This window comes from Robinsoniella sp., assembly GCF_034124845.1.
Map to the genome: position 1 here is coordinate 1 of NZ_JAWYAJ010000250.1, position 14,511 is coordinate 14,511.

The 14,511-nt window shown below is 41.4% G+C and carries 14 protein-coding genes; 2 read left to right on the plus strand and 12 right to left on the minus strand.

The genetic code is table 11. The annotated features are described in order from the left end of the window. Window positions 1–12 precede the first annotated feature (12 nt). Together ACH2DQ_RS12390 and ACH2DQ_RS12395 are read right to left on the minus strand one after the other, a co-directional pair. Complete coding sequence (locus ACH2DQ_RS12390) at window positions 13–1,314, minus strand: CHAD domain-containing protein (protein WP_395026922.1); 1,302 nt, start codon at window positions 1,312–1,314, stop codon at window positions 13–15. A gap of 25 nt (window positions 1,315–1,339) precedes the next feature. Next, window positions 1,340–2,017: an epoxyqueuosine reductase gene (locus tag ACH2DQ_RS12395; RefSeq protein ID WP_394914165.1), complete on the minus strand. Its 678-nt coding sequence runs from the start codon at window positions 2,015–2,017 to the stop codon at window positions 1,340–1,342. A gap of 225 nt (window positions 2,018–2,242) precedes the next feature. On the opposite strand from ACH2DQ_RS12395, the gene ACH2DQ_RS12400 reads away from it, so the two are divergent. After that, the gene (locus ACH2DQ_RS12400; protein ID WP_394914203.1) at window positions 2,243–3,064 is read left to right on the plus strand and encodes a polysaccharide deacetylase family protein; all 822 of its coding nucleotides are present in this window, start codon (window positions 2,243–2,245) and stop codon (window positions 3,062–3,064) included. 47 nt (window positions 3,065–3,111) lie between these two features. Here the strand turns inward: ACH2DQ_RS12400 and ACH2DQ_RS12405 are convergent, their stop codons facing one another. The 4 genes from ACH2DQ_RS12405 to ACH2DQ_RS12420 all read right to left on the minus strand — a co-directional run bounded on the left by ACH2DQ_RS12405 (window position 3,112) and on the right by ACH2DQ_RS12420 (window position 6,456). Next, window positions 3,112–4,260: an alpha/beta fold hydrolase gene (locus tag ACH2DQ_RS12405; protein WP_394914164.1), complete on the minus strand. Its 1,149-nt coding sequence runs from the start codon at window positions 4,258–4,260 to the stop codon at window positions 3,112–3,114. A gap of 81 nt (window positions 4,261–4,341) precedes the next feature. Then, on the minus strand, window positions 4,342–4,929 hold the full coding sequence (locus tag ACH2DQ_RS12410) for a TetR/AcrR family transcriptional regulator (RefSeq protein WP_394914163.1): 588 nt from the start codon (window positions 4,927–4,929) through the stop codon (window positions 4,342–4,344). A gap of 110 nt (window positions 4,930–5,039) precedes the next feature. Continuing rightward, window positions 5,040–5,573 (minus strand): CDP-alcohol phosphatidyltransferase family protein, encoded by a 534-nt coding sequence (locus ACH2DQ_RS12415; protein ID WP_394914162.1) that lies wholly within the window; start codon window positions 5,571–5,573, stop codon window positions 5,040–5,042. Window positions 5,574–5,649: 76 nt separating this feature from the next. Beyond that, the gene (locus tag ACH2DQ_RS12420) at window positions 5,650–6,456 is read right to left on the minus strand and encodes an MBL fold metallo-hydrolase (protein ID WP_394914161.1); all 807 of its coding nucleotides are present in this window, start codon (window positions 6,454–6,456) and stop codon (window positions 5,650–5,652) included. 301 nt (window positions 6,457–6,757) lie between these two features. Here ACH2DQ_RS12420 and ACH2DQ_RS12425 point away from each other — a divergent pair, with 301 nt between their 5' ends. After that, window positions 6,758–7,645 (plus strand): patatin-like phospholipase family protein, encoded by an 888-nt coding sequence (locus tag ACH2DQ_RS12425; RefSeq protein WP_394914160.1) that lies wholly within the window; start codon window positions 6,758–6,760, stop codon window positions 7,643–7,645. Between the two features lie 126 nt (window positions 7,646–7,771). Here the strand turns inward: ACH2DQ_RS12425 and rsmH are convergent, their stop codons facing one another. From rsmH to ACH2DQ_RS12455, 6 genes are all read right to left on the minus strand, one after another. After that, the gene (gene rsmH / locus ACH2DQ_RS12430; RefSeq protein WP_394914159.1) at window positions 7,772–8,821 is read right to left on the minus strand and encodes a 16S rRNA (cytosine(1402)-N(4))-methyltransferase RsmH; all 1,050 of its coding nucleotides are present in this window, start codon (window positions 8,819–8,821) and stop codon (window positions 7,772–7,774) included. Window positions 8,822–8,875: 54 nt separating this feature from the next. After that, window positions 8,876–9,865, minus strand: a complete 990-nt coding sequence (locus tag ACH2DQ_RS12435; RefSeq protein WP_394914158.1) for a diguanylate cyclase domain-containing protein — start codon at window positions 9,863–9,865, stop codon at window positions 8,876–8,878. 106 nt (window positions 9,866–9,971) lie between these two features. Then, a complete protein-coding gene (locus ACH2DQ_RS12440; RefSeq protein ID WP_394914157.1) occupies window positions 9,972–10,415 on the minus strand; it encodes a hypothetical protein in 444 nt (147 codons plus the stop codon). A 244-nt stretch (window positions 10,416–10,659) separates the two neighbouring features. Beyond that, a complete protein-coding gene (locus tag ACH2DQ_RS12445) occupies window positions 10,660–11,235 on the minus strand; it encodes a DUF305 domain-containing protein (protein WP_394914156.1) in 576 nt (191 codons plus the stop codon). A gap of 93 nt (window positions 11,236–11,328) precedes the next feature. Then, window positions 11,329–12,921 (minus strand): GGDEF domain-containing protein, encoded by a 1,593-nt coding sequence (locus ACH2DQ_RS12450; RefSeq protein WP_394914155.1) that lies wholly within the window; start codon window positions 12,919–12,921, stop codon window positions 11,329–11,331. After that, a complete protein-coding gene (locus ACH2DQ_RS12455) occupies window positions 12,918–14,501 on the minus strand; it encodes a diguanylate cyclase (protein WP_394914154.1) in 1,584 nt (527 codons plus the stop codon). The genes ACH2DQ_RS12450 and ACH2DQ_RS12455 overlap by 4 nt, the downstream gene beginning before the upstream one ends. Window positions 14,502–14,511: the final 10 nt, after the last annotated feature.

Below are 14,511 nucleotides of genomic sequence, written 5' to 3' on the forward strand. Positions count from 1 at the left end.
GGGGAGACATTTTCACCATACAGCATCGCAATCATTTATTTCTTGCAGCAGCTCCTGCAGACTGCCTATCAATACCGTTTCGTCATGCAGATCTCCGATTACCGTCTGGAACCAGATGCAGCTATTCATAAGCTTCTGCCCTTTTACTCCTGACTCTTCCCGAAAAAAGTCCAGAACATATCGCATATTTTTAAACGCAATCCGCATCTGGTGCAGCACCGGTTCGGGGACAGCCAGTCCATGGATCCATTCATCATAGGCCTTTAACTGTGCAGCGCACTGAAAGAGGCTTGCTTCCATAACCTGCCTGCTCTGGAACGCCATCACTTTTCCTCCTTTTGTCAGAACCGGCCTGCATATGCCCGTTTTTAGATAGGACCCGATGTCCCTTACAAACGCTTCATATGAGGCTGAACTGCAATGACTAGATACTTCACTTAAACGGCTGTCTCTGTTCTGCTCAATCATTTTCCACAAAACAGGAACATCTTTTATGTTATATCCACTTTTTTTCAAAAAATACACCGTCTTTTCCTGCATTATATCCAGATCCCTCAGACTGCCCAGTATCTTGAGGTTTTCCTTTAACCTGATTATGCATTCCTGCTTCCACCTGTCACTTATGTATCTCTCAAAAATTATCGACAGAGACAGCAGTTTTCGAAAAGCCACCCGGATATCATGGATCACCTCAGGGCTGGACAGATTAATGGTATCACTGCTCAGTGCGGAGATTTCCTGTATCTGCAACGCCATATAATCAGACAGCTTCTTAGGGAAATTGCAGGCAGAATGCCGGGCAGATTCAACGTTACTATTTTTGGTTTTCTGCTGCATCATCTGCTCCCCAGCCAGTATAACGCTTTCTGCTAAGAATTTTAATACTCTGGCCTTGTCCGTATCTATCCCGTATCTTTTCATACTCCACTTTAAGGTTTTTTCCAGAGAATCCTCCGAATTTATACAGCTGACTGTAGCAGCCAGCATACGGTTTTCCTCCTCAGACAATGATTTCAGAGGATGTGTCATAATAATTTCGCCCGCATTTAAACGTTTCGGTATATCCAAAATCCCCTTATAAATATTTTGTAAAAGATATGCTTTTCCTGCCACCGTTTCGTAATTCACTGGCAGCTGATACATTTCGGCAAAACGCCGGAACAGTTTCTTCGCTATCCAAGCACCGTCTTTCCGGCTGTTTTTCCATATGCCAAAATGACGGCATAATGCACCTGTTTTCCAGTAGATGACCTCCTTTGGGGGGAGGGGCAGATATCTTAGATTCTGCTTCTGTCTGACATCAGCTATTTTCATAAGCATCTCCTTTCAACTTTGCACGTTATTTCCCGGTACCATAACATCTGGGACAGACCTTCCTGCATAGATTGCAGTCAACTGTATCAAAACCTCTGTCCGTTTTTCCATATGTATTCAGCCTGCACTTCTTTTGAACCGCAGTCGTTCCATCCAGTGCCTGTACCGGACAGTTCCGGATGCAGAGACTGCAGCCTTCTATACAGACCTGATCACTCAGGGGATCTGCCTCCAGTTCCATATTTGTGAAGATGGCACCCAGAGTCAGAAGCGTGCCATATTTTTTATTTAAAAACAGGCTGCTCTTTCCCAGCGTTCCAAGTCCTGCTGCGACTGCGGCATGTTTCATGGAGATCAGTCCTTTTCCTTCCATCCGGTCCTTATCCCAATACTCATAAGGGCTGTCCGCAGGTATGGGAACTGCAATACCGCCATAACGTTTTTCTATTTCCTTCGCCGCCCGGAATGTCAGTGCATCTACTTGTACGGAAGACTGATAATTAAAATGACCATAGATCAGCCTTGGTTCCACTTCCATTACACCTTTGGGTAATGCAATTCCTACTACAATCACAGATTTGCAGTCTTTGTAAATATCAGCCGGATGAAAACCACTGGGCGCCTCATGGAATCTTTCCACATCAGCAATCCCGCAGACATCAGCCCCCAGATCCAGAATTATATTTTTAATTTCATTTTTCATGCACATTCTCCCTTACACGTTGTAAAATATGAACTATTTATTTTAGCATATCTTACCTGCGCCTATAAATCAACTATAACCGATTAAATCTTACAGATTTTTCATCTGTCCGCAGTGTAAACACTTCAACACCTTTTCACAGCAACAAGCCATTTCAGCAAAACAGTCATGATTCCGGTATTCCTCCAATATATATAGAACAAAATGATTTTGGGAATGTATATGATTAAGTTTAAAATTAACCACGCACTTTGTAAAAAACTGGCAAAATACGCGTTTCTTTTTGTGGCAGCATTTCTGGCCGGTCATTTTGCCGCCAGAATTGTAGACAGCACCGTCAGCACCTCCATTCAGTCCTCAGCGGAAGGAAACTGGGGGCTCAGCTTCCAGGAAGAGGGAAAGCCGCCTGTGGCAAACGCAACATTTGAAGAACTGAAAAAATACGATACATACTATGCAGAAGATACCACCGAGAAGGTACTGTATCTGACATTTGACGCAGGGTATGAAAATGGGAATACATCCGCGATTTTAGATGCCCTGAAAAAACATAATGCTCCGGCAACCTTTTTTATTGTGGGCAACTTCCTTTCCACCAGCCCTGATCTGGTCAAACGAATGGTTGCAGAAGGCCACACTGTGGGAAATCACACCTATCATCACCCTGATATGTCAAAAATGTCAACCATGGAGTCCTTTTCCAAGGAAATACAGGACCTTGAGAAGCTCTATCAGGACACCGTTGGTCAGCCGTTAACAAAATTCTACCGTCCGCCACAGGGTAAATACAGTGAAAGCAACTTAAAAATGGCCCAGGAACTGGGATATAAAACATTTTTCTGGAGCCTGGCTTATGTTGACTGGTATCAGGATAAACAGCCCACTAAGGAAGAGGCCTTTAAAAAGCTCCTTGGCAGAATCCATCCGGGAGCCGTTGTTCTCCTGCACAGCACCTCGAAAACGAATGCTGACATTATGGATGAACTCCTGACCAAGTGGGAAGAAATGGGTTATACCTTTAAGTCGCTGGATCAGTTGGCACAATGATCTATACAAACAAAGAAGCAAGGTTCATTACGCCTTGCTTCTTTGCATTAAGAATTGGAGCCTATCCAGGTTAAAATATAATCCATAGCTAATTGCAGATTCCCAACCTGACAGTGATGTGATGCATTTTCTTCTTTCGTGAAAATCCTGCCGCTCACTGATTTTGCATTTGTCAGAGCCTTCCTCTGTTGTTCAAAATAAGCGGTATAGATGTCTTCCTCCCCTGCGAGAATCAATACATCCTGCTGTATCAAGGGCGATATTTCTATGGTATTGTAATTCTTAATGCATTTATAATAATCATAAAGGGTTGTGATATTGCCAAAAACCTCCTGGCCTTGCTGAAACAGCCAAAGGGAAAACGGGTTTGCTTGCATGATTGCTTCGATACTTTTCCACTGTGGACTATCCGGGATATCCATTAAATGATTAATCAGATTCTTAAGTTCATCCGGTGCTTTAACTAAGACCGCTCCATAAAAATCATAAATTAAATCGTACAGCACCACCCTTTTTATGCGGTCCTCATAAGCTGCCGCACGCGCCGCCAGATATCCACCTAAAGAAATGCCAATTAAAGTCACTTCTTTTAACCGAAAATAATCCAAAATTACTTTTGTGCAGATCTCCCATTCCGGTTTCATTTTCAAACCGCATCTGTTTAAAACCTCACCCTGGCCAAATCCCTCAAATATGTAAACATTGTAACCATTGGAGTAAATATACTGTACAAGTGGAATCAGTTCCTGAATAAAAGAATCATATCCTCCGTGTACGACAATGTCACCTTTGCTTTCATTGGTATGGCACTTGTATATAACGGGAAAATAACCGGATTCAAAAGGAACATTGACATATGTCAGACCGGCATCTTTATAAGCTGCCTGATATTCGTTCATGCATTGTTCATAGAGCTGTGTTTTTTGCATTTGTTTATTCACATCGCCATGATCGTCCAGCATGAAAAACAAAGCTGCGCGCAGGCATGTTGCCGAAGCCACCAAATCCCCATTGTTGTGAAATGTCTCGACTCTGCTGCTAAAGGACTGGAACCAGCTGTCAAAATCCGTTAACTCCTTACTTATTTCTGCAATTGTATCATAGCTCAGGCAACCGAATGAATAAAATCGGTTCAGTTGGAAATTAAAAGCTGTGTCTTTATGAAAATCATAAAATCCTACCGGAAAATTCATCATATTACATTACCTCCTCTTATTAAATTATTAATTTGTTCTTTTATATTTGTTCTTCCATTTATTACTTTCTTATTTATTCTTTTATGATTTTCCCATATCCCCATCCAGTATTTTAGACAGAAGCGCTCTGATATGGCTGTATTTTTCTTCCATGGTACGCACTTTACTATCGTGTATAATTGCGCTTATACCAAAAAGTATAAATTGACTCAGCAAATGAATGTTGGGAACAGGTGTATTTATAATATGCTCATCTAACCCTTCCCGAATCAACTGTTCAAACAAGGGAACCATTTTTAACAATGTTCTTCCATGCAATATAGTCATAATATCGGGATTCACTTTTTCGCTATGCATCAGACTGTATTCGCTGAGAGAGCCTGGCAGCAGGGTAAAGATTTGATTCAGCTTCTCATGAAAACCCAAACCGGGAGCGTTGATAAGCTCCGTCATTTTAGCAATATATTTTTCGTTGTAATGTTCTAAAGCTGCTTCGTATATCTCATTCTTGGATTCAAAATAGTGATAAAACATACCTATTTCCCCATCCGCTTCTTTCAAAATTGAACGTATGGACGTCTTTTCATATCCATTTTCTAAAAATTGTTTCAGGGCTATTCCGATCAGTTCCTGCCGCCTTACATCCGGCGCTTTTACAATTCGGGTCATAATGCCCTCCTTTCTCATTGACAAAACATTGTTCTGTGGTCATTATAACAACAGAACAATGTTTTGTCAACAATTAAAAAGATAACCCTCATCCAAAAAATGAATGAGAATTATCTCCATATTCCAGGCGTATTTCGATTTAATTTATCTGCTGACAAATGAATTGCCAATTCTTCTATAGCAGAAACTGCTGCTATTACACATATCAATATCACAGCGGAATTCCATTCCCAGAGAACATAAAATGGAAGCCCGATAAACAATACCAGACCGGCTGCTTTGTTTGCATACGTATGAATAGTTGCCCAGGTACCAAATCTGATATACCCCACAAACAAACTAAGTATACGTATTCCGGCAATGATGAATAGACATATCCATAGCCATCCCGGAATGATGACAGACTTAAGCACCAAATATCCGGATGTTCCAATCATCATCACATCCCCGATACTGTCCAGTACTTCACCTGATCTGCTGGTCACCCGGTATCTCCTCGCAATCCATCCGTCCGTTAAATCACTGAAACCGCAGATAACATACAGAATCCAAAACGTTGTTCCCGGCTCTTTCAGAAGAAGTATCATCCAAAGTGATAACATGATTCTAAGCATCGAAATAGCATTCGGTACTATTTTTATCATTCTCACCAATCCATTCTAATGCTGCATTTTTTTGCACCTACTGCGATTGCGGTAAAGTCTTAATTAACATTTAAGTTTATAAGAGTAATTCTAAGCCTACCCCAACCTCGTAAACCTCAAGTAATTCATTCATTTTTGCCCTGGCGTGAAAGGAAACACAGTGACAGGGATAAATTTTTTCCATTTGATTTTCCATAAAGTATTCTATGGTTTTTTCGAAACGCATATCCGTATCAAATATGTGAAATCCTCCCAGTACCCCCAGAATCCTGTTATCCTTGCATATCTGTTTACTATACTCAATGATATTGCAGATACCGCTGTGGGAACACCCGGTAATAATAAACAGCCCCATCCCGGACTGATACACAAGAGCAGAATCATCCATTACTTTATCCGCTTTCCACACTCCTCCGCTGTATTGTTCACCAATGTCAGCTCTCTCCTCAAAGTCATTGAGAGAGGGGATTTCTCCCAGGAAAGTCAGATTATCACTTAACCGGACAGGAGTCTTTGACAATATCATGCTGCCGTTTTTTTTCATTTCCTCATTAGAGAACGGCGCCCCGATATCCTCTGCACCTTCTCTTTTGGGTTTGAAACAATCGGGATGTGCAAGAATTTTAACATCCGGTAACGAATACTGCTGCACAAGAAATTTATAACCTCTGGTATGGTCATTGTGCCCGTGAGAAAATACAATATGCGTCAGCTTATCCAGGTTGATCCCCATCTCTCTCGCATTTGTGAGCAAGACATCAGAATACCCGGTGTCAAATAAAACGTGCTTATCTCCATCCTCAATATAATAACTAACCCCAGGCTCCCCTTTATAATATTGGTCAATATAAGTATTGTTATCAACCAAAACCTTTAATCTCATTTCCTTATACCTCCAAACTGACAGTATTATTCTGTTTCTTATCTTTATGCTGCATCCTAAGCTTTATAAACATCTAAATTTAGCCAAGCTTCTGAGCTTTATCCAACTTTTAATCTTAACTTGTTTTCTAAGCTTCATCTAACTTTTCAAATTAACCTAACCAATTCCAAATTTGAACTTAATCCATCTTTCTAAAATCCCATCATGGCACACTAAGGACTCAAGCCACTATATCTTACGGTCATATAATCCTCATCCCGCTCATACATTATACCACACCCTTGTATTTGGAGGTTGCTTCATGAAATATGGATTAGCATTGGCCGGAGGCGGCACAAGAGGAGCGGCACATGTAGGCGTGCTGAAAGCGCTGGATGAAGAACACCTTCTTCCATCATCCATTGCCGGAACCAGCGCCGGGAGTATTGTCGCCGGACTATTTGCCTCCGGAATGAGTATCCCGGAAATGTGTAATGTGGTTACACATCTCTCCCGCCGCGGTTTGTCCTATCTGGATCCGGATTATAAGAATATTCTGAAACTATTACCTCAAATGATATGCAAAAAAACAGTAACCCTCACCGGGTTGTTAAAGGGAAATAAACTTGCCGAGTATCTGTGTGAGCTCACCCGCAATCAATCATTATCAGATATCAATATAAAGACAGTGATTCCTGCAGTTGATATTGAAAGCGGAGATACCATCGTATTTACCAACTTTGCCTGGACTTATCCATTGGAGCATGTCCTTTGGAAACACTCCGGAAAACTTTGTGAAATCATGATGGCAAGTTCCTCCGTTCCGGCAATTTTTCAGCCCAGAAAACTGGAAACCTTACAGTTGGTTGACGGCGGCGTAACGAATAATCTTCCCGTCGATTTACTGGCAGCCGCCGATGAAAAAAGAATCATCGCCGTTGATCTGGGCGATGATTATAAAAAGCCGCCAAATAATTCTATTTTTGAAGTATCCCTGCATGCGTTCTCCATCATGAGCAGAGATCTGAAGGATTGCCTGTCGCAAAAAGAGCTGCTGCTGCTGAAGCCAACTCTTCCGGCTGAAGCTGGATTGTTAACCTTTGAATACATGACAGCCTGTATGGAAGCAGGTTATCAGTATACAAAAAACATGATCCCCCGCATCCGGGAAGTCCTTTCAGAACCTGTAAATCCATTAAAGAAACTGTAATTCCTGATCAGAACAGAACTACAATATGATTTAGTTTAAATCTATTCAAGATTCATTTTAATGACCTAAAATATGCATATATCACAAAATTATGCATCTCACCTTAATTATGCTTGTGTCACCTTATTATGCCTTAATTGCCCAACGCATTTTTGTAGATCTCGCACGACTGTTCAGATTGCATTCTTCCGCAGACGGCCGGATAACTTCTGTTGCAATTTCACTGTAAACGCCTGCCCGGAACAGTTGCTTAAATGACTTTTTAACAAGTCTGTCCTCTCCGGAATGGAAGGTCAGTATAGCTGCCCGTCCGCCTTTTGACAGTACATTAGGGAGCTTCTCAAGGAATTGATAAAGCACTTCAAACTCACTGTTTACATCGATTCTCAATGCCTGAAAAGTCCTTTGACAAGATTTCTTAACTGCTTCTTTTCGTTCAACAGCAGGAACAAACTCCAGTGCATTTCCAATAATCTGCTGGAGTTTTGTTGTTGTATCAATAGCTTTTCCTCGCTTACGTTCAGCAATTACTGCATTGGAAATTTCTTCTGCATAAGGTTCATCCGCATTATCAAGCAGCATTCCCACCAATTCTTCCCTGCTAATAGTTCTTAAGCGTTCTGCTGCAGATATGCCTTTTTCCGGGTTTAAACGAAGATCTAAAGGGCCTTCTTTTTTATAAGAAAATCCCCTGTCGGGATTATCTATCTGCATGGAAGAAACGCCTAAATCCGCCAATACAAAGTCAAAAGTACCAGCTTTCTCAGCTACCAGATCAATATCAGCAAAATTCATCTGCAAAATGGTCAATATGTCTGGTCCAAATCCCAGGTTCTCCAGACGTTCTCTTGTTTTCACAATTTCAATGGGATCAACATCCAGAGCATACATATGCCCCCGGGATTCCAGACATTTCATCATCTCCAAAGTATGTCCACCATATCCAAGTGTAGCATCTAACCCGGTCTGACCCGGTTTAATCTGCAAGAAATCCAGTATTTCCTTTACACAAATAGAAATGTGCATCCCCACAGGCGTACTTCCCTTCTGAATTACTTTAGCAACTGTCTCAGGATATTTTTCCGGCTGAAGTTCCTTATATTTTTCCTTATATGTTTTAGGATGAGTCCCTTTATATCTTACACGACGTTTATGTTTTTGTTCCTGATTATCCATTGTCTGCCTCTCTTTTCTTAATCTGATAAATACCTTTAAGGTTTCACCTTTTTGTCAGTGGTTTTCATACCAGAAGTATGTCCCTCTCCCGGCTTCTTTTGCCTGATACAAGGCTATATCTGCCATCCTGTATGCTTCTGCAAATAACAGTTCCCCATTGTCAACGGTTGCAATACCAATGGAACAGCTTTGTTCCATCCCCAGTCCGTTAAATATTCTGCCCACCTGTTCTATCAGTTCAGAAGCAATCTGAGCCCCTTCATCTCTGCTTCGAATCCCCTTTAGAAACAGCATGAACTCATCTCCTCCAACCCTTCCAGCAATCCCTGAAGTCCCTGCATGTTCAGCCAGAACAGCTGCCGTGCGCTTAATAAGCGCATCTCCTGCCTGGTGCCCTTTTTGATCGTTAACTCTTTTAAACTCATCCAGATCAAGCAAAAGCAACAGCCCCTCTGTCTTCTCTTCCGCCAGCAGTCTGGCAATGTGCTTTTCGGTATACTTGCGGTTAAAAAGTCCGGTCATAGAATCCAGCTGGATATCTTTTTCCAGCACTGCACTGCGCCGCATGGCTTCTTCTGCCTTACTCGCAAAAGTTTTGGGATAATACTCCCCTTCCTGCTGATAGGCATAAGGAACAGAATGATGCAGGCTGTCTATAATTAATCTGCCGTCCGGCTCAGCGTGTACCACAGAAGTTATCCTGGTATCCATATTAATAATTACCTGTTTACCCTGAACATTGGATTCACAGGCTTCAAATTCCCCATATACAATACAGACATCCTCACTGACCAATTTCGCTTCATACCACTCACTTGTGATAATAAAGTCAATCCCCTGTGCTTCCTCCTGATCCTTTTTGAGACCGCTGATCAACGCTTCCATACCTTTATAAAACTCGTGTTTGCCCGTTCCAATCACCAAGATGTCTGGAGAAAGATATTCAAACATTTTTTCAATCTTTATCTGATCCCCGGAAACATAACTCTCCATCAACTGTTGAATCAACAGACTGGCCTTACTGCATATATCTTCCTTCCTCATAACTGCCTCCGTTCCTATTGATCATACTATTATTATGATAACATACGGATTGTTATGTGTCGACTTTCTTTGGGGATTTTATAAAAAGAAACAAGACAGGGCCGTTTTACAATGACCGTTCAGACATATATCGCTCTATTTCTTGCTGTGTTAATTTTTCTATTTGAGTATACGGATATTCCCGGAACTCCCCGGCACTGTAAACCGGAGCCATTTTTTCACATACTTTGTCCTTATTTTTCTTTAGAAACAATTGCAAATCTTCTATATCAGCAAATATTTTATATGAAACGCGTCCCTTTTCATTTTTTAGTTCATAGATTCCACAAGCCTTTTTCCTGGTGTAATCAGCAGTTCTTAAATACAGTTTTGCAATATCTGATGATTTAAAGGGAAAATTCCACCTTTGCACACCTCTCTTTTCATCGTGTTCTATGCAAATGCAGCGTCCGCATGATCCACAGATATATTGTGTATGATTTTCCAGGCACTCCAGAGGATTTAACAAAGGGGTTACCCGGTTGTTTTCACTGTAACATTCTTCACACATATTTTTTCACCCCCTTTTCAGCCGTCAGACTTCTTCTTTTGTTTTGGCTGCATAAAAATAATAGATGTATGATGTTAACCTCCATGAAATGATTTGATTAATTTAAAAACCTGAATGCATACAGTTTACTATATTTTGCAAAAACAGTCTATCAGAATAATAATCAGCTATAACAGAATCTTCACATCCTGCTGAAAAAGGGTTTTGCCGGATTGTTCTCACTTTCCGGCAAAACCCTTTTCTTTTAATTACAATTTATTTCTTTGCGAAGCAGATTCTGCATTTTCCGGATGCCCTCCCTTTGGGATGTTACGATGGCATCTAATAAGGGAATCAGCGAGGAACAAATTGGGAATTGCAGTGCATTTTCGGACATGTAGACCGCACCTTTGTGATGGGGTATCATTTCACGCATAAAATTAGCATCGATATTGTTATCGACTGCTGCTGTCTTCATCTCATAAAACATATTCTGCAGGATATGTTCATTATTCTGCTTGTAGCAGCTTAATTCTTCCGGATAATTCATGCAGCACTGACACTCCGGATATACCGCTGTCATATTCTCAATGCTTTTCTGCTGGGATGTGATGATATTCATTGCTATATTTTGTAATGGAATATTGGTTGTATACCTCAGCAGGTTTTCTGACATAGCAATGGCTGCATAGTGATGGGGTATCATCTGTGTTATGAAACTGCCTGAAATGCTCTCCGTAAGTTTCGCCGCTGACATCTTCTGAACCATATTTTCGAATATGCAGCGGTATTGGTCTATATATGCTTTTGTATTATTGCTTAACTGGCATGTATTGGTCATAAATTCACCCTCCTGCCATGATATGCAGGATGGTTATTTTTGTGCCAGAATATTTTCATCTTTAAATTATCAGACTAAATTTATCATCATTTCTCAGTCTATCCCGTATTGCTTTCTGGCACAACCATTTCTTCCATTCGCTTTTACCGTATACAGTGCCTGATCCGCCATATTCAGCAATTCATCAGGTTCTATGCCGGTGCGGAAAGTCTCATTACAGTATCCGATGGATACCGTAAGGATATCAGAATCAGGATGCTTCTCATGCTGAATCCGCTCCCGTTTTAACTCTTCCGTTACCTGTTCGATATAAGCTTTTACTTCCTGATCTTTCATATTTACACACAGACAGACGAATTCATCTCCGCCGTAACGGCTGATATAGATTCCTGCCTTAACATTATGTGACAAAATCTGCGCTGCCTTTCGTAAAACCACATCTCCCTGGAAATGACCATAGTAGTCATTATACTGTTTAAAATAATCAACATCCAGCATAATATAGCCCAGGGTCTTCAGATTCTCCCCGTGGGTCATCTTGGTCACCAGTTTATTAAATGATCGTCTGTTGTACAATCCCGTCAGTTCATCAAGCTGGCTGGCATTTTCCAACACCTTTCTCTGCTGAAGCATCTGCTTATGCTCCATGGAAGCCTCATGGATCTGAATCTTAGAAAGCATACTCTGGGAACGCATCTCATCTTCGATCGCTGCAATCTTCCTGACAATTTTATAATAATCCTGATATGCCTGTCCAAGCTCCTCTGCTTCCTGGTACTTCTGGTAATATTGTATTTTAAGAAGCTGAACACGGTACATTAAGGATAAGGAAACGTCATATTCGGATCCCTGCAGGATATCCAGCAGTTTTTTACATCGTTCCCTGTCCCCGATTTTCAGCATGCTTGCACACATACCCTCTGCCATATCGCAGACAAAAAACTGGTCTTCCACATGGGGCAGTCCTTCTGCTATGACTTTGTCCACTTTGTCAGCACATTTCCTGCGCTCTCCAGTCATGGCATAATAAGCACACCAGCTGCACGCTGACCGGATAAGGCTGTACACTCCGTCATCACACAGTGCATCACAATTCTCCAACGCTTTTCTGGCACCCCCGGCATCTCCCAGATGTATGCATGCTTCCGCTAAATTAGTAAGATAGCAGACTGCACCTTCAATATTTTCATCCACCAGGTTATGCTCAATAGTCGTATATGCCAGTTGGAAATATGTTCTGGATGTATCCCAGTCCTCTCTGCTGGCAAATGAATATCCGATATTATTATACAGCTTTCCAGCCATACTCATATCTCCCAGTTTTTCAGCCAGTTTCTTACCCTCTAAAAAGTAAGACAGTGCAGCCTGGTCATCATTCAGCTTCTGATAGCAGAGCCCGGCACAGTTACACAGTACCAGCATCAGGTCTTCAAAACCATACTCTTTGCATAACGTACTTGCCCGAAGCAAATAAAAACTACAGCTGGAATACTCGCCTAAAGCCAGGTGGCTGTCCACCAGATATACATTTGCAAAGGCACATCCATAGGTATACTGCTCCGCTTCTGACACATCCAGCAGCCTTTTGCAAAGCTGCCGTTCTTCTTCTAAATCCGTATACCGAACCTCCAGAATTCTTTCCATCAGTTTCGTTTGATAAGAATTTAATTTCGTTTTTCTTCTCATATCATATCTACTCTTTTTCTGGAATATGTATTGCGGCCGGAACGCTTACTCTGATACAGCGCCTGGTCAGCAAGTTGAAATAATAAATGCATCTCAACCTGGGCTTTCTCTTCATCTGCCGCATAGCCAATCGAAAGGGTCACTTCATCGCTGCAATGAGACTTTTCATGTGGCAATGCTTTTAGATGAAGACTTTCTCTGATGGATTTTATAAATGATTCAACCGCCTCCACCCCTAAGCCTTCACAAACACATACAAATTCGTCTCCTCCATAGCGGCATGAAGAAATTCCTTCCTGTCTGTTATCTAAAAGACAACGGGCAATCTCCCGCAGCGCAGTATCTCCTTTCAGGTGTCCATAATAATCATTATATTCCTTAAAGTAATCTACGTCCAGAATAATAATTGCCATCTTTTTCCTGGCGTTTTCATTTGTTTTGTCCCGCAATAAAGCTTCTAGATATCTGCGGCTGTATACACCCGTTAATTCATCCAAATTCACTTCCCGCTCTAAAGTTTCCTGCTCCGACTGCATGATTTCCGTCTGCTGCACCAACTGGTCTAAATGAATTTTTGATTTCATGGCATTTACAATAATATTGTTAACCTTAGTCCGAAACCGCTGATTTTTCTCATAATATCTGTGATAGGCTTCTGCATGTTTGGAAACGGGTTCAAACAGCAGTTCATAACGGATTGTTGTATCCTCCAGAACCTGCATCTGATCCACTCCGTCTTCCACACTGGTCTCCTTCATTGCCATTAGAAAACACTTTGCATAATGGGCAATTCCCAAATCCATCATTTTCTGGGACAGCGTATAATAGGTTGCAAATGCGGACAGCATTTCTTCATCGATGACTTCCCTATTTTTAAGTATTCGTTCTGCATATGCAGCAGCTTTTTCCTTTTCACCGGCAGCAGCATAGTAGAGACACCAGTTCTTATATCCCAGTACCTTTTTCTGCGGGGAATCCGAACCTGTATGGTCACACTCCTCAATATATTTTGATGCTTCCTCATACCGGTTCATAAGTAATAATACTTCTGCCAGATTTCCCAGTATAGAGATGCGTACCGGGTTTTCCTCCTGTTCAGAAGACAGCAGGTGGTATGCTTTCATATAATAATTCAGTGCCTCTTCATAACATCGATGGCGCTGAAATGCAAATGCAAGGTTGTTAAGTATTATGCATTCTCCTGCTACATCATTCAAACGTTCCGCCACGGTAATGGCTTTCAGGTAATATTCGATCGAATTTTCTTCATCCGCACGCATATCGTGATAGATCCCAAACAGACTGTAGAACCGCAATTGAAGATCGTCCCAGTCAGATTCTTCCGGAATCAGGTTTTGCGCTTCCAACAGGCATTTTCCAGCGTTCTCTTCATCATATACTGCAATATAATAATCTCCCAGGTAAGTCCATGCAAATGCTGTCCCGTAGATGTCTTCCTGTTTTACTGACCTGTCCAGAAGTTCCTGGCACAGCCTCTTTTCTTCTTCCAAATCCGTATAACGAACTTCCAAAATTCTGGACATGATCTCTCTCATGCCGTTATTTAAATATCCTGTCATTCAATTGGCC

Bases quoted from the DNA above. Each gene is read 5' to 3' on its own strand.
- ACH2DQ_RS12395 (WP_394914165.1), bottom strand. From the start codon at position 2,017: ATGAAAAATGAAATTAAAAATATAATTCTGGATCTGGGGGCTGATGTC.
- ACH2DQ_RS12435 (WP_394914158.1), bottom strand. From the start codon at position 9,865: ATGAGGAAGGAAGATATATGCAGTAAGGCCAGTCTGTTGATTCAACAG.
- ACH2DQ_RS12405 (WP_394914164.1), bottom strand. From the start codon at position 4,260: ATGATGAATTTTCCGGTAGGATTTTATGATTTTCATAAAGACACAGCT.
- ACH2DQ_RS12410 (WP_394914163.1), bottom strand. From the start codon at position 4,929: ATGACCCGAATTGTAAAAGCGCCGGATGTAAGGCGGCAGGAACTGATC.
- rsmH (WP_394914159.1), bottom strand. From the start codon at position 8,821: ATGGATAATCAGGAACAAAAACATAAACGTCGTGTAAGATATAAAGGG.
- ACH2DQ_RS12425 (WP_394914160.1), top strand. From the start codon at position 6,758: ATGAAATATGGATTAGCATTGGCCGGAGGCGGCACAAGAGGAGCGGCA.
- ACH2DQ_RS12440 (WP_394914157.1), bottom strand. From the start codon at position 10,415: ATGTGTGAAGAATGTTACAGTGAAAACAACCGGGTAACCCCTTTGTTA.
- ACH2DQ_RS12390 (WP_395026922.1), bottom strand. From the start codon at position 1,314: ATGAAAATAGCTGATGTCAGACAGAAGCAGAATCTAAGATATCTGCCC.
- ACH2DQ_RS12455 (WP_394914154.1), bottom strand. From the start codon at position 14,501: ATGACAGGATATTTAAATAACGGCATGAGAGAGATCATGTCCAGAATT.
- ACH2DQ_RS12450 (WP_394914155.1), bottom strand. From the start codon at position 12,921: ATGAGAAGAAAAACGAAATTAAATTCTTATCAAACGAAACTGATGGAA.
- ACH2DQ_RS12445 (WP_394914156.1), bottom strand. From the start codon at position 11,235: ATGACCAATACATGCCAGTTAAGCAATAATACAAAAGCATATATAGAC.
- ACH2DQ_RS12420 (WP_394914161.1), bottom strand. From the start codon at position 6,456: ATGAGATTAAAGGTTTTGGTTGATAACAATACTTATATTGACCAATAT.
- ACH2DQ_RS12415 (WP_394914162.1), bottom strand. From the start codon at position 5,573: ATGATAAAAATAGTACCGAATGCTATTTCGATGCTTAGAATCATGTTA.